This is a genomic window from Aquiflexum sp., assembly GCF_041751335.1.
In the GTDB taxonomy this organism is placed as follows: domain Bacteria; phylum Bacteroidota; class Bacteroidia; order Cytophagales; family Cyclobacteriaceae; genus Aquiflexum.
This window is the reverse complement of sequence record NZ_JBGSXS010000261.1, coordinates 1-18,679: the sequence shown is the minus strand read 5'-3', so window position 1 is coordinate 18,679 and position 18,679 is coordinate 1. Positions and strand designations below refer to the sequence as shown.

At 38.2% G+C, this 18,679-nt stretch carries 19 protein-coding genes; 9 read left to right on the top strand and 10 right to left on the bottom strand.

Annotation, left to right across the window (positions count from 1 at the left end):
• The coding region (locus tag ACEW8U_RS14465; RefSeq protein WP_373522761.1) for a sterol desaturase family protein at nucleotides 1-1,076 on the top strand (1,076 nt) is incomplete at its 5' end.
• Nucleotides 1,069-1,470: a hypothetical protein gene (locus tag ACEW8U_RS14460; protein WP_373522760.1), complete on the top strand. Its 402-nt coding sequence runs from the start codon at nucleotides 1,069-1,071 to the stop codon at nucleotides 1,468-1,470. The genes ACEW8U_RS14465 and ACEW8U_RS14460, both read left to right, overlap by 8 nt.
• A 210-nt stretch (nucleotides 1,471-1,680) precedes the next feature.
• On the opposite strand, the gene ACEW8U_RS14455 is transcribed toward ACEW8U_RS14460, so the two are convergent.
• Nucleotides 1,681-2,610 carry an ROK family protein gene (locus ACEW8U_RS14455; RefSeq protein WP_373522759.1) on the bottom strand — a complete coding sequence of 310 codons (930 nt, stop codon included), beginning with the start codon at nucleotides 2,608-2,610 and terminating at the stop codon, nucleotides 1,681-1,683.
• 49 nt (nucleotides 2,611-2,659) lie between these two features.
• Nucleotides 2,660-2,920 (bottom strand): YkgJ family cysteine cluster protein, encoded by a 261-nt coding sequence (locus tag ACEW8U_RS14450; protein WP_373522758.1) that lies wholly within the window; start codon nucleotides 2,918-2,920, stop codon nucleotides 2,660-2,662.
• Nucleotides 2,921-3,254: 334 nt separating this feature from the next.
• Between ACEW8U_RS14450 and ACEW8U_RS14445 the strand changes: the two genes are divergently transcribed.
• Nucleotides 3,255-3,614 carry an arsenate reductase family protein gene (locus ACEW8U_RS14445; protein WP_373522757.1) on the top strand — a complete coding sequence of 120 codons (360 nt, stop codon included), beginning with the start codon at nucleotides 3,255-3,257 and terminating at the stop codon, nucleotides 3,612-3,614.
• On the opposite strand, the gene ACEW8U_RS14440 is transcribed toward ACEW8U_RS14445, so the two are convergent.
• Nucleotides 3,611-4,438, bottom strand: a complete 828-nt coding sequence (locus tag ACEW8U_RS14440) for a S1 RNA-binding domain-containing protein (protein ID WP_373522756.1) — start codon at nucleotides 4,436-4,438, stop codon at nucleotides 3,611-3,613. The genes ACEW8U_RS14445 and ACEW8U_RS14440 overlap by 4 nt on opposite strands.
• Nucleotides 4,439-4,722: 284 nt before the next feature.
• Here ACEW8U_RS14440 and ACEW8U_RS14435 point away from each other — a divergent pair, with 284 nt between their 5' ends.
• Together ACEW8U_RS14435 and ACEW8U_RS14430 are read left to right on the top strand one after the other, a co-directional pair.
• Nucleotides 4,723-5,616, top strand: a complete 894-nt coding sequence (locus tag ACEW8U_RS14435; RefSeq protein ID WP_373522755.1) for a 3-hydroxyacyl-CoA dehydrogenase family protein — start codon at nucleotides 4,723-4,725, stop codon at nucleotides 5,614-5,616.
• A 155-nt stretch (nucleotides 5,617-5,771) separates the two neighbouring features.
• Nucleotides 5,772-6,389, top strand: coding sequence for a deoxynucleoside kinase (locus tag ACEW8U_RS14430; protein ID WP_373522754.1), 618 nt, complete (start codon nucleotides 5,772-5,774; stop codon nucleotides 6,387-6,389).
• 11 nt (nucleotides 6,390-6,400) lie between these two features.
• On the opposite strand, the gene ACEW8U_RS14425 is transcribed toward ACEW8U_RS14430, so the two are convergent.
• From ACEW8U_RS14425 to ACEW8U_RS14415, 3 genes are read right to left on the bottom strand one after another with little or no spacing between them, the layout of a single operon-like run.
• Nucleotides 6,401-7,048: a hypothetical protein gene (locus tag ACEW8U_RS14425; RefSeq protein WP_373522753.1), complete on the bottom strand. Its 648-nt coding sequence runs from the start codon at nucleotides 7,046-7,048 to the stop codon at nucleotides 6,401-6,403.
• A gap of 9 nt (nucleotides 7,049-7,057) precedes the next feature.
• The gene (locus ACEW8U_RS14420) at nucleotides 7,058-7,519 is read right to left on the bottom strand and encodes a DUF2452 domain-containing protein (protein WP_373522752.1); all 462 of its coding nucleotides are present in this window, start codon (nucleotides 7,517-7,519) and stop codon (nucleotides 7,058-7,060) included.
• Nucleotides 7,516-7,674 carry a hypothetical protein gene (locus tag ACEW8U_RS14415; protein ID WP_373522751.1) on the bottom strand — a complete coding sequence of 53 codons (159 nt, stop codon included), beginning with the start codon at nucleotides 7,672-7,674 and terminating at the stop codon, nucleotides 7,516-7,518. The genes ACEW8U_RS14420 and ACEW8U_RS14415 overlap by 4 nt, the downstream gene beginning before the upstream one ends.
• A 238-nt stretch (nucleotides 7,675-7,912) precedes the next feature.
• Between ACEW8U_RS14415 and ACEW8U_RS14410 the strand changes: the two genes are divergently transcribed.
• The 3 genes from ACEW8U_RS14410 to ggt all read left to right on the top strand — a co-directional run bounded on the left by ACEW8U_RS14410 (nucleotide 7,913) and on the right by ggt (nucleotide 12,417).
• Complete coding sequence (locus ACEW8U_RS14410) at nucleotides 7,913-8,245, top strand: Hpt domain-containing protein (RefSeq protein ID WP_373522750.1); 333 nt, start codon at nucleotides 7,913-7,915, stop codon at nucleotides 8,243-8,245.
• Nucleotides 8,246-8,345: 100 nt separating this feature from the next.
• A complete protein-coding gene (locus ACEW8U_RS14405) occupies nucleotides 8,346-10,709 on the top strand; it encodes a prolyl oligopeptidase family serine peptidase (RefSeq protein ID WP_373522749.1) in 2,364 nt (787 codons plus the stop codon).
• Nucleotides 10,710-10,713: 4 nt separating this feature from the next.
• Complete coding sequence (gene ggt, locus ACEW8U_RS14400) at nucleotides 10,714-12,417, top strand: gamma-glutamyltransferase (RefSeq protein WP_373522748.1); 1,704 nt, start codon at nucleotides 10,714-10,716, stop codon at nucleotides 12,415-12,417.
• Between the two features lie 125 nt (nucleotides 12,418-12,542).
• Here the strand turns inward: ggt and ACEW8U_RS14395 are convergent, their stop codons facing one another.
• Together ACEW8U_RS14395 and ACEW8U_RS14390 are read right to left on the bottom strand one after the other, a co-directional pair.
• Entirely contained in the window at nucleotides 12,543-13,928 is a 1,386-nt protein-coding gene (locus ACEW8U_RS14395; RefSeq protein ID WP_373522747.1) for an NAD-dependent epimerase/dehydratase family protein, read from the bottom strand.
• Complete coding sequence (locus tag ACEW8U_RS14390; RefSeq protein ID WP_373522746.1) at nucleotides 13,925-15,184, bottom strand: NAD(P)/FAD-dependent oxidoreductase; 1,260 nt, start codon at nucleotides 15,182-15,184, stop codon at nucleotides 13,925-13,927. The genes ACEW8U_RS14395 and ACEW8U_RS14390 overlap by 4 nt, the downstream gene beginning before the upstream one ends.
• Before the next feature lie 154 nt (nucleotides 15,185-15,338).
• On the opposite strand from ACEW8U_RS14390, the gene ACEW8U_RS14385 reads away from it, so the two are divergent.
• Nucleotides 15,339-16,565 (top strand): serine hydrolase domain-containing protein, encoded by a 1,227-nt coding sequence (locus ACEW8U_RS14385; protein ID WP_373522745.1) that lies wholly within the window; start codon nucleotides 15,339-15,341, stop codon nucleotides 16,563-16,565.
• Nucleotides 16,566-17,026: 461 nt separating this feature from the next.
• On the opposite strand, the gene ACEW8U_RS14380 is transcribed toward ACEW8U_RS14385, so the two are convergent.
• Complete coding sequence (locus tag ACEW8U_RS14380; protein ID WP_373522744.1) at nucleotides 17,027-18,037, bottom strand: IS3 family transposase; 1,011 nt, start codon at nucleotides 18,035-18,037, stop codon at nucleotides 17,027-17,029.
• 2 nt (nucleotides 18,038-18,039) lie between these two features.
• The gene (locus tag ACEW8U_RS14375) at nucleotides 18,040-18,432 is read right to left on the bottom strand and encodes a hypothetical protein (RefSeq protein WP_373522743.1); all 393 of its coding nucleotides are present in this window, start codon (nucleotides 18,430-18,432) and stop codon (nucleotides 18,040-18,042) included.
• Between the last annotated feature and the right edge of the window lie 247 nt (nucleotides 18,433-18,679).

The following is an 18,679-nucleotide window of genomic DNA, read 5'->3' as shown; positions in this document are numbered from 1 at the left end:
TTGGTATTTATACTTTTCTCTTTGAAAAATTCGCTTTTTTCCAAATTCCCAATAACATTTGGACTTTCTTCATCTTGTTCTTTTTGTATGATTTCTGTTATTATTGGGCACATAGGAAAAGTCATGAGGTCAATCTTTTTTGGGGTGGGCATGTAGTCCATCATTCTTCCGAGGAATATAACCTTTCTGTCGCTTTGAGACAGAGTTCTACCCAGACCATTTGGACTTTCATGTTCTATTTGCCATTGGCATTTATTGGTTTTGACCCAATATTTCTTGTTTTGGTGTCAGGATTGAATCTCCTTTATCAATTTTGGATACATACAGAAGTTATTGGAAAAATGGGTTTTTTGGAGAAATTCATGAATACTCCTTCACATCACCGTGTGCATCATGGAAGAAACCCAAAATACATTGACAAAAATCACGGAGGCACTTTCATCATTTTCGATAAGTGGTTTGGTACTTTTCAGCAGGAGGAAGAAAGACCAACCTACGGCATCACCACTCCTGTCAACAGTTGGAATCCGCTATGGGTGAATATCGCTCATTATGCCAATATGAAGCGGGAAATGTCAATGATTAAAAGTTGGAAGGATAAATTCAGGTATCTGGTCAATAAACCCGGATGGCTGCCAGAAGACCTAGGAGGGTATAGGCATGTAAAAGATATAGAGCCTGAATATAGAAAATTCGATACGGTGGTTCCCCAACCTTTGAATTGGTATGTTTTCTTTCAATATGTAATATTGATGGGACTGACAGCCTTTTTCCTTTTCAATCTGGACAAAATTGATGCAGCAACCAAAGTTGGGCTTTCATTTTTGATCATTTGGACTACAGTCAGTTTTTCAGGGATTTTTGAGCAAAACAAATGGTATCATCTTCAGGAGATCGTACGCGTTGCGGTTTTCACAACAGCAATATGGTTTGTTCTTGTAGGTTTGTTACCGGAAAATTTATCCATGCTTATACTTTCAGCATATGCAGCAGTATCCTACATTTGGCTTTGGTTTAATACCAGTACAGTAAAAAAATTTCAGACTGCTGTCAATAAAACTCCCCAGAATGCATAAAAATACCTTTGCCATAGGATTGCTTTTAATTGTAATTCAACTGGTATCCTGTTCAAGTAAGGTTGAATTGGAAAATATAGACCAAGAAAGGTGGATAAATGATAGAGATGGTTGCCTTGGATCACGATTAGGAAACCTAGAAGATTTAAGGGAAATCAAGAATGATTTCTTGGGTAAAGACAATCAAGCTTTGATCAAAACTTTTGGTAGACCGGACAAAGTTGAATTGGCCGATAGAAGTCAGACCTTTTTTATTTATTTCTTGGAGCCAGGTCCAGACTGCCCAAATTTGGGAAAGAAGGACGATCCTTTAAAGGCCATATTCCGTCTGAATGCCTACAGCCGGGTAAGTGAAGTTACTATAAGTACACTTGAACCGGGGAAATTGAGGTGAAAGGATAGACGTGAGACGTGAGATTTGAGATGCACCAAATAAGTTTTAGGTCATAAAATATCAGTTAGCAATCTGAAAGGCTTCAATTTTCTTGATGACAATTAAAATCTAGAATCAAAGCATTTCCCGATAAATTTAGAGAAACAAGAAGCGAGATGCGAGAGGGGTAATAAATCTTAAATCTTAAATCTTAAATATTAAATCCCCCTCCTACTCCTTATCCATAAAACACAAAGCCGCAGCCCCTAAGGTACCAGCATCGTTTCTGAGAGTGGCTTTCATAAGATTGAGGTCTTTTACGTAATAGGGTGTCAGGTATTGTCTAACTGTTTTATCCAAAGAAGGCATCATAAATTCCAATCCTGCAGAAATACCTCCTCCAAAATATACATGGGTCACATCCAATGTGCGGATAACGGATACAATTGCCTCTCCTAAAATCCTGCCTACTTCTTCAAAAACCATCAATGAAACTTCATTACCTTCCTTGGCGGTATCTACCAATAGATGTGTTCCCAATTCTTTATTTTCCAGATCTCCTGCCAATCTTGGATAAGCTTGGATAAACCTTTCCGTTATTTTGAGTATGCCGTTTCTTCCGACCAATTTTTCAAGCCCTTCATTTCCTCTTGATAGCATATGCCCCATTTCCATGGCATTACCTCTTGCACCTTTAAAAATTTCACCATCCAACACAAAAGCACTTCCTATGCCTGTACCCATTGTAATGAAAAGGAAATTTTCAGGCGGGTTATTTTTTCCGTATCGATACTCACCGATTGCTGCAGCAGCCGCATCATTTTCCAAATAAAAAGATATATTCGGATACATTTTTTTTAAAGCCCCTTTTAGGTTAAACCCATTAAGACCTGGTATAGCAGGGATTTCCAATGTTGTGGTCCTGTCTTTGGATATAAGTCCGGGAAGTCCAATCCCCACTTTTTTTACTTCAGGATATTTTTTCAAAATGTCACCCATTCCTGCTGTGAATTTGGCATTGAAGCCTTTTGGGTCATCACGGTATGGTGCGGTATCTATTTTATCAAATGAAACGATTTCACCCAGCTTATTTACTAAGCCGATTTTTAAGTGGGTTCCACCGACATCAACACCCAAAAAATGCTCTTGATCTTTAGCCATGGTTATTTCTTCAATAGGTTTAAAGCACTAAAATAGTAAAGAGATTGGTTTACTTCCTAAAATCTTTCTCAAAGTCTTTAAAAATTTCAAACACTGCCGGACAAATCAAAGTGTTTTGCAATGTTAAATTCAAAATCCCATGCATGTTTTTTCTATTGGTATGAGGGTATTCTTTACAGGCCTTAGGCCTCTCTTCATATACCAAGCAAGTATTGTCTTCATTCAGAAAAGGGCATGGAGAACTGTTTAATACAAATTCCCCATCTTCATCTCTATGCAGATATTGAGCTACAAATTCTGAATTTTTCATACCGCAAACCCTAGCCAACCTATCAATATCTGTATGAATAAATATGGGACTATCATTTTACAGCAATTGGCACAATCCAAACAATCTTTTCTTTTAAATTTCTCATCGTGGGCAACCCAAAAACTTTGATAAAAAATTTTGGATTTGATACGCTTAAGTTTTGTAAGCAATTTCTTATTGCTATTATATTCTGTATAGCTTCTAAATTTAAAATATTCTAAATCCAATATTCTATAATTATTAATTTTACTATTGTAAAGATAAAAAATTACGATCTTATATTTGGTTAATTAATTATTAAAGGTTATATTAATCTCCCCTATCTCGCACGACTATGAAGATGCATCCAAATGAATTGTTTTTTTATTACAATCCCGCCCACAATGTGGACAAACAGATGAGAGCTTATGCACAAACAGTTGCAAAGCACATCAACGAAATCAATATTGAAAAAGAGAGTATTACCATGACCGGTTGGAGGTCAATACTGGATAAACTCAACCTTCGTCCAAAGGACCTTCTCAACCGTGCGCATCCTGATTACCAAAATAAAATTGCCGGTAAATCATGGGACGATGAAGGATGGCTGAATATCCTCATCAGGAATCCCCATTTACTCAAAGCACCCATTGCAATAAAAAAGGAAAAAGCAGTGTTGTGTATCACACCAAACGACATCCTAAAATTGGACTAAACAAGTTCAATTCCATCAGGCTTTATCAATATTTTTTTGGCTTTGTATAGTTGACCAATAGACTGTTTGAAGTGTTTTTTACTCATTCCCAGCAACTCTTTGATAGACTCAGGGGATGATTTATCGTGAAGGGGCAAAAATTTCCGGACTTTTAAGACTTCCAGGATTTTTTCAGCCCCTTCTTCATATTTTAACCGTCCTGTGGGTAGAAGCTGTAAGTCCAATTTATCATCATCTCTTCGTTTTTTGATAAAAACATTAATTTTATCCCCTATTTCAATGTTTTGAAAAACTTCATTTTTATATAAAAGCCCTTCAAAGTTATTTTCTATCAGCACCTTAAATCCAAGATCAGTCTCATCAAACACCAATGCTTCTACTTCCTGACCCACTTCAAAACCTTGGGTATCTTTGATCAGGAAATCTTCGTGCTTGGAAACCCCGATCAATCTGTCTGTTCTATAATCGCGGCATACCCTTACTAGATATTTTCCACCTACAACCATATTTTTGCCCATTTCAGCTACAGGAACAAAAAGATCCTTAGGAAGTCCCCAATCCACAAATGCTCCGAATTTGGTGATTTCTTTGGCTTCCATAACCGCAAATTCATCCAATAATGCCTCAGGCCTATTTGTTACAGCTACCGGTCTATCCTCACTATCAGTGTAAACAAAAACTTCAATCTCCTCTCCTTCTTTCTCCTCTCCTTTCAGATAACTTTTGGGCAGAAGGACCTCTCCACCCTCCTGAAGTGCCAAGTAAGCACCGTTTGGAGTAAACCTATTGATCAAAAGACTGTTGGTGATTCCTAATTCTTTCATGTTTCAAAGTTAACCTTACATAGTTATATTACAATAATTACATTACCCATTTAGGTTTGGAAAAATTAATCCATAATACAAAAAGTTAAAACGAAATAATCCTGTTAAGATTTTAACAAAATGATTAAACCAGACTATGAAGGTAAACCAAATTCTGCGATCAGGAATTGGATTTACTTCTTAATCAAAGTAGATTTGAACATTCCATCAACAGAAAATCCTGTCCCTCAAAAGGACATTTTTTCAAAGATTTAGTTAAACCATTGAATATAAACCCTTCTTACATGAAAAATATTTCAGTAATCGGATCCGGTACCATGGGTAACGGCATAGCACATGTTTTTGCCCAGTTTGGTTATCAGGTTTCCCTGATAGATATAAAACAGGCAGCACTTGACAAGGCTATGGCCACCATTTCCAAAAACTTTGACAGACAGGTCTCCAAAGGATCTTTATCAGAAGATGACAAGGCAAAGTCCTTATCCAATATCAAAGTATTTACAATTACAGCCGAGGGTGTAAAAAACGCTGATTTGGTAGTAGAGGCAGCAACAGAGAATATAACTATTAAATTGGATCTGTTCAGGCAATTGGATGAATTGTGTCCGGAGAAAACAATTCTAGCGACCAATACCTCCTCAATTTCCATCACCAAGATCGGTGCAGTTACCAAAAGGCCTGACAAAGTAATCGGAATGCATTTTATGAATCCTGTTCCTGTCATGAAGTTAGTGGAAGTGATCAGAGGATATGCTACCTCCAATGAAATCACTAATCAGGTCATGGAATTGGCTAAGAAACTTGAAAAAGTACCTGTGGAAGTCAATGATTACCCGGGATTTGTGGCCAATAGGATACTGATGCCCATGATCAATGAAGCCATTTACACGCTGTATGAAGGTGTGGCAGGGATTGAAGAAATCGATACCGTCATGAAATTGGGTATGGCGCATCCTATGGGGCCTTTACAACTTGCCGATTTTATAGGTCTTGATATTTGTCTTTCCATCTTAAGAGTTTTAAATAATGGTTTTGGAAACCCCAAATACGCTCCCTGCCCTTTATTGGTCAATATGGTGGAAGCCGGATATAAAGGTGCGAAAACAGGTGAAGGTTTCTACAAATACACTGCAGGAAGCAAAGAGTTGAAAATCTCAGAAAGATTCGTTAAAAATTAATATGTAAGTACCCAAAGATTCCAGTAAAATGGTAATTCAATATAATTTTTGTCAGGAAACTGAAATGTCAGGTACATCGGTCTTCGGACTTCCCTCCTGGTTGAAGTAGAATTTTGGGTTACTGGTAAAGAAGGGGTTAATCATTAGAACACAATATGCACATAGCAGTTTCAGGAAATATCGGTAGTGGAAAAACAACCCTTACCATCAAATTGGCCAAACATTATGGATGGAATGCAGAATTGGAAGCTGTAGAAAACAATCCTTATCTGGCTGATTTTTATGAAGACATGAAGAGATGGTCTTTTCACCTTCAGGTTTATTTTTTGAACAGCCGTTTCAATCAGATTAAAAGGATCAGAGAAATTGGGTTATCTGTGATTCAGGACAGGACCATCTACGAAGATGCCTATATCTTTGCAGCCAATCTTTACAAATCAAAATTGATCTCAGAAAGGGATTATGAGAATTACCTCAACTTATTTCATTCCATGATCAATTTTGTGAAAGCTCCTGACCTATTGATCTACCTGAAGGCAGACATTCCAAAGCTGGTCGGTCAGATCGAAAAAAGAGGAAGACGCTATGAAAATGCCATCAGGATAGACTATCTCAAAAACCTAAACAGTCACTATGAAGATTGGATTGGTGGATACGACAAGGGTAAACTCCTCGTCATTGATGTCAATCAGATGGACTTTGTAGAGCATCAGGAAGATTTTTCATCCATTGTTGAAAGAATTGATAGGGAAATGTATGGACTGTTTTCCTGAATAATCAAAAGTCAAATTTGAACCTTTCTTGATACCCAATTGAGGATTGCTCTTTGATATTCCTCTTTTGGGTTTAATAAAAGGTCATCAATTTTTTTTAGGCTGCCCCCTATCATGATATTTTCATATTCCGGGATTCTGATCAGCTTGTATCCATGAAGCCTTGAGATCAGGTCATATTGAGCATCATTGTAGGCATTGAGTTTCCAGCCGGATGAACCGTTACCAGATAGATCTCCGGGTTCTTCACTTTTGCCAAATATTCTGGAAGCTATGGGTGGACCATTCCATATTCGGTCCTGAAGACCTGCCTTGATACATTCCTTTTCAAAAGTCCTGCAAAGTCTTTTGTAACCATCTACCCAAGAAAAAGAAAAAGTTGAATAAAGGTCAGATTTTAAAGTGGTCAATCGGTACCTGTTAAAATGAACAGCATCATCATATACAAATAAATTTCTGTTGATTTTAAAGTCAAATTTCAAATGTATCAAGATAGGCAAATTGCCCTGCCCCTTCAGTTCTCCTATGACATTGTTCAATAAGGCTTCTCCTTTGTCTTTTAAATAGGATGAATTAACTTCCAAATGAAAATCAACGTCAAGGGGCAAGTCTGACTGAAGGAGAATATCTAAAAGATGCTGGACTTTGATCTGATGCATTGGGGCAAATTAATCACCTTTTCTGACAATCTCCCAAGTATGGTCTGCCAATAATTTCACTTCAGCAATAAATCTAGAATAGCTTTTCTTTCTTCCCCATTCTTCAGGAGCTACCAAACTGAGAAAATCCGTTTCATCTTCCTTTTCATACAAAAAGTAATGGTGATTGATCAATGGTTCAAATCCCATGGAAGTTTTATAAATTCGTTCTGAAACTTCGACACGCTTTTGGATTTTTTTAGCCTGATCCGCCAATAGCTGCATTTGCTGATAGATTTGAGTCATCTGCATATCAGTTTGGGAATGCATAGCAGCTACGGCCCTACCTGTAATCTTCCCCTTGTCTTCAGGTTTGATAATGGCGCTACCGCTCTGATGGGCATAAGGCAAAAGACCCGGGATATCCGTTGTCTTTTCCTTCATCTTATCAAGATCTATTTTATCGATATCTATTCTCTGCTTTTCTGTCATTGCTTATTAAGGGAATCAGATGGGGCAATTCTTTCTTTAAGATTACCTTTTGAACCAGGAAAGGTTGTTTTACTGGACATATCCAAACCAATCCAAATCATGGTTACTGCAAATAAAACTGCCAAAACCAAAAATATAATTTTATTTTTTTTCATATATTTCAAGAATAGAAACCTACATTTACAGTCGGTTGTTTCGAATTTCAAAAATAATCCATTCTTTTGGATTTCGAAGTTAGGAATCCTATTTCGACCAAACCACAAAAGTTGCATTAAATGCTTAATTCTGCCTCTTTTGTAAGGTTTTTAAAAAAAAAAGTCGAAATCAGTTTTTTTAATTTTGAAATACATAAATTTGAATATTATATACAAAAATCGGATATACGAATATTTTATGTATCAGCTTATTAGCCCTCAGACAATTTTTCAGTATTTTGGCGATGACGACAAGGAAATGCTGCAGGAAATGATCCAAATTATTTTGGATTCAAATCTACAGGATTTAAAAAACATGGAAGATCTCTACGCCTCCAAGGATTGGGGAATGATTAAAAAGAGATGCCACAAAGCCAAACCCAGTATGAGTTATATTGGGGCAATTCAAACAAGGAAAATACTTGAATCAATAGAATCAGACCTTGAAGGTTCACAAGAGAAGTTCTCAGAACTGAAAGAACACATTGCATTAATTGAAAAAGAGCTTCAGACTTTTCTTGAAACCCTTTAAGTAAAACTATTTTTTTACCTCTCCCCATTTTTTATTTTAATATCCCATCAATATCTGAGATATTTGGATTTATCTACTTTCTGAAAAATCACCTTTGCTTATGAAAAAGTTTTTCTTTTTGTCATTCTTATCATTATTGTTGTTTCAGGTTTCTCTATTTGGTCAGGAGCCTTTGACTGTTGAAAAAATCATGCAGGATCCTATTTGGATGGGGAAATTCCCTTCCAATATTGAATGGGATGATAAGGGACAAACCATTTATTTTATGTACAGGTCAGACAATGATCCAGCGGATTCCCTACATAAAATCACACTTGGAAAAAACCAACAACCAGTAAAGGTGTCAATAGCGGAGCAAAGAGAAAGGGTCCCAGCAAACTCCAAAACAAACCTTTCCAAAACAAAAAAAATCTATGCCAAAAACGGAGAAATCTATATTTACGATATTATCTCAGAAACCAAAACCAGCCTGATCAAATTTGGAGATAAAATTTCAAATCCTGCGTTTTTAATAAATGAAAATAGAATTTCTTTTGAATCATCCAATAACCTTTATGTATTGAATATCAGTACCGGAAAGCTTCAAAAAATAACTTCCATCCTTTCAGGAACAAAAACTCAGGAAAAAGAAGATAAATCTACAGAAATGGAAAAATGGCTAAAAGAAGATAACCTGTCTTTACTTTCTGTCATCAAAGAACGAGAGGATAAAAAAGAGAAGACAAAATCCTACGCTGAAGCCATCAAAGAAAAGGAACCCTTTTCATTTTATCTGGGCGGAAAATCCTTAGCAAACCTTCAATTATCACCGGATGAAAAATTTGCTACCATGCTTTTTTTCTCAAGATCGGATAACAAAAGAACCAATGTGCCTGATTATGCTGATGTCTCAGGATACACAGTAAACCTACCTGCTAGGACGAAAGTTGGTGATGAACCTTCCACTGTTGAATTGGCAATTTACGATTTGGAAAAGGATACTGTCTTTTTTGTCTCTCCCAAAAATCTTCCTGGTATTAAAGATTTGCCTGATTATGTTAAAGATTATCCGGACAAAGAATGGGAAGAAAAAGATAGATCTGTTTCGATTTCAGCTCCTGTATTTTCCAATGATGGAAAAAATGCTGTGGTCAATATCCGCTCTGTGGACAATAAAGACAGGTGGATTGCCCTGCTTGACCTTAAGTCAGGTGAATTGAAAACATTGGATAGACAAAGAGATGAGGCTTGGATCGGCGGTCCGGGAATGGGTTGGGGTTTTGGTGGCGGAACCTTTGGTTGGTTACCGGATAATAAACATATCTTTTTCCAATCAGAAGAAACGGGTTTTTCCCACTTGTACATTTTGGATGTGATTTCAGGTAAAAAGAAAGCTTTGACTTCAGGTCAATTTGAGGTTTTTGATCCCTCAATTTCCAGAAATGGTAAGTATTGGTACTTAACAACCTCTGCGATTCATCCGGGTGAAAGACATCTTTATATGATGCCTTTGATGGGTGGCAAAATGGAAAAACTGACCTCAATGACTGGAAACAATGATGTCGCTTTATCTCCTGATGAAAAAAATCTGGCCATACTGCATTCATATAGCAATAAGCCATGGGAATTATACCTTCAAGACAATACTCCAAAATCACAACCCAAACAATTCACCTTTGGTCAATCTGAGGCCTTTCAATCCTATAAGTGGAGAGACCCCGAATTGATTACATTCCAGGCTTCAGATGGAGAGTTGGTTCCTGCAAGATTATATGTACCTGAATCTAGTAAGAAAAACGGGGCAGCTGTGATATTTGTGCATGGGGCAGGTTATCTCCAAAATGTACACAAATGGTGGTCAAGTTATTTTAGGGAATATATGTTCCATAACCTACTTACCGATCTCGGATACACTGTTTTGGATATTGATTACAGGGGAAGTGCAGGTTATGGCAGAGACTGGAGAACAGCCATATACAGGCACATGGGAGGAAAGGATCTTTCTGACCAGGTAGACGGAGCAAAATACCTGATCAATAACCTTGAGATTAATCCTGAGAAAATAGGAATATATGGCGGAAGCTATGGAGGATTTATGACCTTGATGGCATTGTTCAATGAACCTGAGGTATTTAAGTCCGGTGCAGCTTTAAGATCTGTGACCGACTGGGCACATTACAACCACGATTACACATCAAATATTCTCAACGAGCCATTTAATGACCCCATTGCCTATAGAAGATCCTCTCCTATCTATTTTGCCGAAGGTTTGAAAGGCAATCTTCTGATAGCCCATGGAATGTTGGATGTCAATGTTCATTTTCAAGATGTAGTCCGCCTTGCCCAAAGACTGATAGAATTGGGTAAGGATAATTGGGAAATGGCTGTCTATCCTGTTGAAGACCATGGATTTGTGGAACCAAGTAGTTGGACAGATGAATACAACCGTATATTGAAACTGTTCAACGAAACCCTAATCGATTGAGACGATGATCAAAAGATTATTTAAACTAATCTCGTTTTGCACTCTTATCTTCTTTGTTGGTTGTAATCCTACTGACCAAATATCATATGAAGATAGAGGCCTTATTGCAGATAACGCCATGGTCGTTTCAGCAAGAGAGGAAGCTTCCAAAATCGGATTGCTCATGATGCAAAGAGGCGGTAACGCATTTGATGCCATGGTGGCTACAGAATTGGCTTTGGCAGTTGCTTATCCATTTGCAGGCAATTTGGGTGGTGGGGGATTTATGGTGTATAGGTTAAAGGATGGGACAAGTGGCTCAATTGACTACAGGGAAAAAGCTCCATTGGTAGCCCACAGGGATATGTACCTTGACGTAAATGGAGAGGTGATTCCTGGTTTGAGTACCTTAGGTGCATTGGCAGTCGGTGTTCCCGGAACCATAGCAGGTGTTTTTGAAGTACATCGTAAATTGGGTTCATTGCCAATTGAAGATATTTTGGCACCAATTATTGAATTGGCCGAAAGAGGTGTGATTGTGACTGAAAAACAAGCACAAAGATTGGCTGCAAACAGGGAATCCTTTATACAAGTCAGTGGGGAAAATACTTTTTTTGCCAAAGTTTTTGTGGAAAACGACACCATCAAATATCCTGCATTGGCTGAGACATTAAAGCGGATTTCCAAAAATGGAAAAGATGAATTTTATAAGGGAGAAACAGCCGAAAGATTGGTGAAATTTCTTCAAGATAAAGGTGGGATTATTACGTTGGAAGATTTAGCGGCCTATGAAGCCATATGGAGAGATCCAATTCACTTTTTATACAAAGACCTCAACATAATATCTATGGCCCCACCAAGCAGCGGTGGCGTTACCTTGGCACAGATATTAGGAATGCTGGAAGATTTTGATCTCAAGTCAATAGCCCACAATTCTCCTGAATACATTCAATACTTGACTGAAGCGGAAAGAAGGGCCTATGCAGATAGAAATTATTTTTTGGGTGACCCTGATTTTGTGGAAGTGCCTGTGGAGACTTTGTTGGATAAAGACTATTTAAAAGACCGTATTTCCGATTTCGGTATCAATCGTGCCACACTTTCTTCTGATGTATCCCATGGGCTAATCCAATTTATCGAAAGTGAGGAAACAACCCACTATTCTATTGTTGATCAATTCGGGAATGCAGCAGCAGTCACTACCACTCTGAATGGCGCTTATGGCTCCAAGCTCTACTGTGATGACCTAGGGTTTTTCCTGAACAACGAAATGGACGATTTCAGTGCAAAAATAGGTGTTCCAAATATGTTTGGTCTTATCGGTGCTGAAGCCAATGCCATTGCACCTGCAAAACGAATGCTCAGTTCCATGACACCTACAATTGTTGAAAAAAATGGGAAATTGTTGATGGTTGTTGGTACTCCAGGAGGCTCGACAATTATTACCTCAGTTTTACAGACCATCCTAAATGTAGCTGAATTTGAAATGACCATGCAGCAGGCAGTAGATGCCCCTAGGTTTCATCACCAATGGCTTCCTGACCATATCAATTTTGAACCAAAAGGTTTTTCCACAGAAACCCTCGAAATGCTTAAATCCAAAGGATATAATATTAATGAAGGCTACTCACCAATTTTGGGAAAAGTAGATGCCATTCTGGTTTTACCCAATGGGAAGTTAGAAGGTGGTGCCGATCGAAGGGGAGATGACAAAGCCCTTGGTTTTTAAATGATCTTGTTTTTTCACATTTCAGGTCGAAATTGAAGAAAATGCCATGGATTTGATTCCAATATCAATCAATATCAAATATCCAAAAATTTCTGATTTATAAAGGAAATACGGAAATTTTTGAGTCAATACCCCTTATACTTCACCAAATAATCTCTAAACCTGTTCATTACCCAAAGGTGTATCCTAGCTTGGGTATTGATATACACAAACCATGGCAATCTGGGTACAAATTCGTGGATGGCAGATATCATATATTTGCCATTCATTACTTCCCTAAATTCCAACCATCCATAATCAAATCGCTTTACCAACCATCCCCCTGTAATGTAAAACAACTGACGTTTGATATCACTTCTATCGGGGATCCAGGTTAGTTGCAACATGGGCTCCTTTCCTTTCATTATAAAAAAGCCGATATCTCCTCTTTCATTTTTTTTGACATTGATCAGAAATCTAAAAAAGGTCGGTAACCAAACTTTGTACCTATTGGCCACCCAAAGTGCACTTTTATGCCGTGTATTTGGCATTCGCTGAATACTTCGGACTGTATTCTTGACATCTCTTTCATTCTTGAATTTGGGCAGCTTCGGAAGTTTATTTTCAGGATTTAAAGCTTCTTTTACACTTGCATTAAAGGATAAATAATCAATTTCTTTTTCCTTGAATCTCAGGTCCTCAGAAAGGGTAAGGGTATGTTTTAGGCTTTCAACTAAAGGGGACACAAGTTTCATTGGTGTTTCTCCAAAAAATGAAACCCAAAGTTTTGAAAGACCTACAGAAAAAAATGGAACTGAGAAAATCCAACGCTTCTTCCCCATGACACGGGCAGTTTCTTCCAACATGCCTTTATATGTGAGAATTTCAGGACTACCGATTTCGATGGATTTTCCGAACACATCCGGATTGCCCAAACAAACATCCATGATGGTCATGGTATCCCTCAGAGAAATAGCCTGTGTCTGTGACGTGGTCCATTTCGGACACATCAAAGCCGGCAATTTTCTGACAAGATTTCGGACCATCTCAAACGATGAACCTCCGGGTCCCACGATGATGCCTGCCCGTAATGCGGTTACTGGAACGCCTTGACTCCCTAAAGTCTTTTCCACCTCCAATCTACTTCTAAGATGAATGGAGATTTTGTTCTCCTCCACTTCTTTTGGGAGTATCCCACCCAGATATAAAATCTGTTTGATGTTATTAGCTTGAGCTGCTCTGGAGAAATTATCTGCCAGCAATAAGTCAGTATCTTCAAATGAGCCCTGATCAAGTCGGGTAAGCGCACTCATAGAATGAATCAGGTAAATGGCATAATCCACACCCTGAAGCGCCTCAATGGTGGATGTGATGGAAAATAGCTCAACTTTTCGCCATTCCACATCTGGATCGGGATTTTGAACAGCTTCCCTCCTACTTAATGCTATGATCCTGTATTTATCCTTGAAATTGTGGATAAACCATCTTCCGATGTAACCACCTGCTCCGGCAATAGCTATTGTCTTTTTCAATTAATATTTGGTTGAATGCTTAAAATTACAGCCTCTGCCGACTTTCGACCCGCTGTCATTGCGGCGTTTATGGATCCGTTCAATAAATAATCACCGGATAAAAATACATTATCATATATTTTAGTTTGTGTCGCAGAAATGCTGGATTTCATGTCCTCAACTTGAGGAAGTGCATCCTCAATTTCATAGATTTTTTCCAATTTGAAATGTGCGGATTTGATATTGGTAAGGGCTTCAAGTTCTATTTTAACCATTTCAGTAAGTTTATCATCAACTGTCACCGCTTTGGTAATTGAAACAGATAAAAGTGCCCTTCCAGTTTTGGAATAGGATTTACTTACATCAGTCATGAAGACCAGGTTATTGACCAAAAATTGTTTATCCTTAACCAAACCTATCATAGGACTGGCAAAAAAAGATTTCTCCAAGCTGAAATATAGATTAACGACTTTTCTTGAGGGTTTGAACTGTCCTGCCATTTGAGGAAGAATTTTATCAGGTCGTGTTGCGATGATGATTTTGTCTGCCTTTAAGCGTTCTCCTGAAGCCAATTCAATAAGATTCCCCTCAATCCTCTTTACTGCTGTATTGATTCTGAAAGTGGTTTTGGTCAATTTTCTTTTCAACTGATCAGGAATAGCCTGCATGCCATTTTCCGGAACAGCAGCATTGCCTAAGGAAAACATTTTGAAAACAAATTTGAACATTCTAGATGAAGTATCCAGTTCATTTTCGAGAAATATACCTCTGAAAAAAGGCATGAAGAAGTTTTCAATAATCCTCTCAGTGAAACCATAGGCTCTCAAAAACTCCAATGTTGTATTGTCTGGTTCATTGAAAATCTCCTCATCAGATTTATTTTTCAGAGATTGTGTCAGTTTGAAAATCCTAATTTTATCCATAAAAGTACCTACAGATGAAAAAGCCATGCTAAATATTTTCAAAGGATTTCTCAAAGGGTCATGAATGGTAAACAAATTGCCCGGTCTGATAATTATTGCGCCTGGATCAAACATTTTGAGTTTTAACGACTCATAATCCAAATATCTTTTTGCCTCCGGATAAGCAGTCAGTAAAACCTGAAAACCCCGATCAAAATTAAACCCATCCTGATAATCCGTCTTTACCCTTCCTCCTACTACTTTCTCAGATTCCAAAATAATGGGACTAAATCCAGACCGCTCCAATTCATAAGCTGCAATAAGCCCTGAGATCCCAGCCCCGATTATATATATATCCATTTCTGTGTTTAGCATAACCTTCATTTAAAAGACCAATTTCGATTCAAATTGTTTCCTGCTACAATTTAAGTTTTTCTTTTCGACCGTTTAAAGTTTTATCCATCGAATACTGTAATTCTTGATTTAATCTTAGATCACATAGGCTAATTTGCAATCAAACTTAAATCATATGAAAATTTTAAAGATCAGTTTAGTCTTCTTTTTTGTCAGTCTAGCGTTTTACAGTTATTCCCAATCAGCCTATTTTCCTCCAACAGGAGATTGGGAACAAAAAAATCCTACTGATTTAAAAGTAGATGCAAAAAAATTACAATCAGCCATTGATTTTGCAATTATTGAAGAAAGTGATGGGGATAAAAACATGAAAATTGCACATTATCAAAGTGCCTTTGGAAGAGAACCTTTCGGTTTTCCTGTCGGACCTATCAAAGACCGTGGTGAGGCTACTGGATTGATTGTTTACAAGGGATATATCATTGGTAAATGGGGTGACCCTTATAGAGTTGATCTAACTTTCAGTGTTGCCAAAAGCATTTTGTCCACCACGGTAGGATTGGCGGTTGACCAAGGTTTAATCAAAAGCGAAAAGGATTTGGTATATCCCTATGTCGGACCTATTATTCCCTATGACCCCCAAAAAGCAATGATGAATAAATCAGATCACTTGATGGAAGAGGATGTTTTTGATTTATTTGGAACGCCACACAATAGAAAAATTACTTGGGAACATCTATTAAGACAAACCTCGGATTGGGAAGGTACACTTTGGGGAAAACCCGATTGGGCAGATAGACCGCAGGGGAATTCAGTAGATTGGCTGACTAGGGAACGATATGAACCAGGTACAGTTTACAAATACAATGATACCAGGGTCAATGTTTTGGCATTGGCCGCATTGAATGTCTGGAGAAAACCACTCCCACAGGTCCTCAGGGAGCAGGTAATGGATAAAATCGGTGCCAGCCCAACTTGGAGATGGACGGGGTATGAAAATTCCTACATAGTATTGGATGGGCAGATTATTCAGTCCGTCAGTGGTGGTTCTCATTGGGGAGGAGGCATGTTTATCAGTGCTTATGATCAGGCAAGGTTTGGTTATTTGACTTTAAGAAAAGGAAACTGGAACGGGCAGCAGATCATTTCTGAAGAATGGATCAAAAAATCCCGTACTCCGACACCCGTGCAGACCAATTATGGATTTATGAATTATTTTCTGAACACCGATAAAAAAGAAATTCCTGCAGCCCCTGAATCAGCCTTTTTCCATTTGGGTGCAGGAACAAATATGGTGTATGTGGATGAAGAAAATGATTTGGTCATCGTAGCCCGCTGGATCAAAAACGATCAGAAAGCAGAATTGGTGAGGTTGGTGTTGGAGAGCTTGCCGAAAAGGTAGATAGTAGGGTTGGTGATTGTGTAATAGTAAGATTGTAAGAACTTGTCCGCCGCGGTGGATTGAAAAATTTGAATATTGTAAAAACTTATCTAGCGTGCCAAATTGAAAGGTTATTGGGCCATTTCTTGAATCTAAAATCTATCGTCCGTACGGTACTTTGGTGACTCGATATCGATTGGATCCCGGCAAATAATTACCGGGCTATAATTTCGGTCAAGCTGTGCCTACGGCAGGAAATCCTACGGCATTTCCCTTCTCAAATCTAAAACCTGCCGGCAGGCAAGTCTACCTTCTTCCCTCATCTTAAGAGATTGCCACGTCTCACGAAGGACTATTCAATATATCAAAGTTTTCCAAGTGCTCCTACCAATGACATAAATCGGAGCAGCCGTCATGCTGACTGTCTCGTCCTGAAAATGGTTGACACTTTTGTTTTTCAAATATAGTCAGTGTTTCAATTTCTAAGAAGTTTCAATTAACTTACAATACCACGATGAAGCGGAGACAAGCTCTGCTGAGGAGCAACTTGTCAAGGAATAGTCGTTTGGTCCGATAGCGTTGCTATTGACAGGCCGAGCTTTAACAGGTTCGGCCTTCTTTTTCCAATTGTATTTTTTTCCAATAACGCGTTCGGTATCATGCCTTATAAAACCTTTATTGTGTACCTGGGTTGGGGTAAGGTTTCCCAATCCCTCATGTGGTCTCATATCATTGTAGATTTTGATAATCTGGCCAATATATTTTCGTGCGTTAATATTTCTGTGAGTTGCAATATCGACCAGCCACTCTTCTTTAAGAATGCCGTTTACCCTTTCGGCAATTGCATTTTCATGTGGCGAGGCAGGTCTGGTCATACTGATCCAGACTTTATTGTTTTCCAAAAGGGCGGTGTAATCATAACTGCAATACTGTACCCCACGGTCTGAATGGTGCACCAATGAATATTGAGGAATACTTTTTTGAGCCCGAAGCCCCATTTTTAGTGCTTCAAGTGCTGATTTAGCCTTCAGGTCTAGAGTGATATTCCAGCCTACAATCTTTTGAGAATAGGTATCTGTTATCAGGTATAGAAAATAGGCTTCAGCGTTTAGTTCTACAAAGGTAATATCGGAAACCCATAGCTGGTTGGGTCTTGAAACAACCATGTTCTGTATAAGATTTTGGTGCTTTCTTAGCCAGTGGTGACTCTGGGTAGTAAAGAACTTCCTTTTTCTTTTGCTGACCAAAAGACCGTTATTCCGAAGTAAATCAAACAGTTTATCCCTGCCTATTTTTATTTTCAGGAGTCTTAAATCTTTTTGGAGCAAAGGATAAATCTTCCTTAGACCCCACCGTGATGTTTTAGATTTTTTCCTGATCTTGAGAACAAGAACCAACACCAACTCTTCTTTAAATGCCTCCCGGGTAATGTAATTTAAAGCTTTGTAATATGCCTGTCTACTTTTGCCAAACAATCCGCAAAGTTGTTCCAAACCTACTTTCGGTTCTTCTTCTTTGAGTCTTTGGACTGTTTGGCACCAGACTTTTTTTCAAGATCCAACCCATATTCCTGTTTGGCAATATCAACCATGATTTGATATGCCTTGCCCTTTAAACGACTAAGTTTCAGATCTTCTTCAAGCTGTTTAATACGGGCCTTCAACTCACTAATGCCTTCTTTATCTTCAGTCATGTTTTTTAATAATGGAAGGGGGTCGACGGCTGCATTTCTAGGAAAACCGACTAACATTCTCATCCATTCTAAGATAGCAGATTTGCTTTTAATTCCATAAACCTGCCTTGCCTGTTCTTTTGACATTGTGCCGGAAAGCACTTCAATAACAATTTTCCTTCGTGCGTCTTCAGAATACTGTTCTAAATCACTCATTTTGTCCGATTATGGGTTTACAATTTTTATTTAAATTGTGTCAACCTATTTCAGAACACGACCAAGGACCAAAGCTTTAATGCTGTCCCGATAGCCATCGGGATTGTGACTGATTTCGATCCAAACCTTCCCAAAGTGAATGTAGTGCCCCAGGAAATCGGGCGGGTATTGCTGAATATTATCAACAATGCTTTTCAGGCTTGTAGTTCGAAATTCATCATTCAGGATTCATCATTCGAAATTCAAA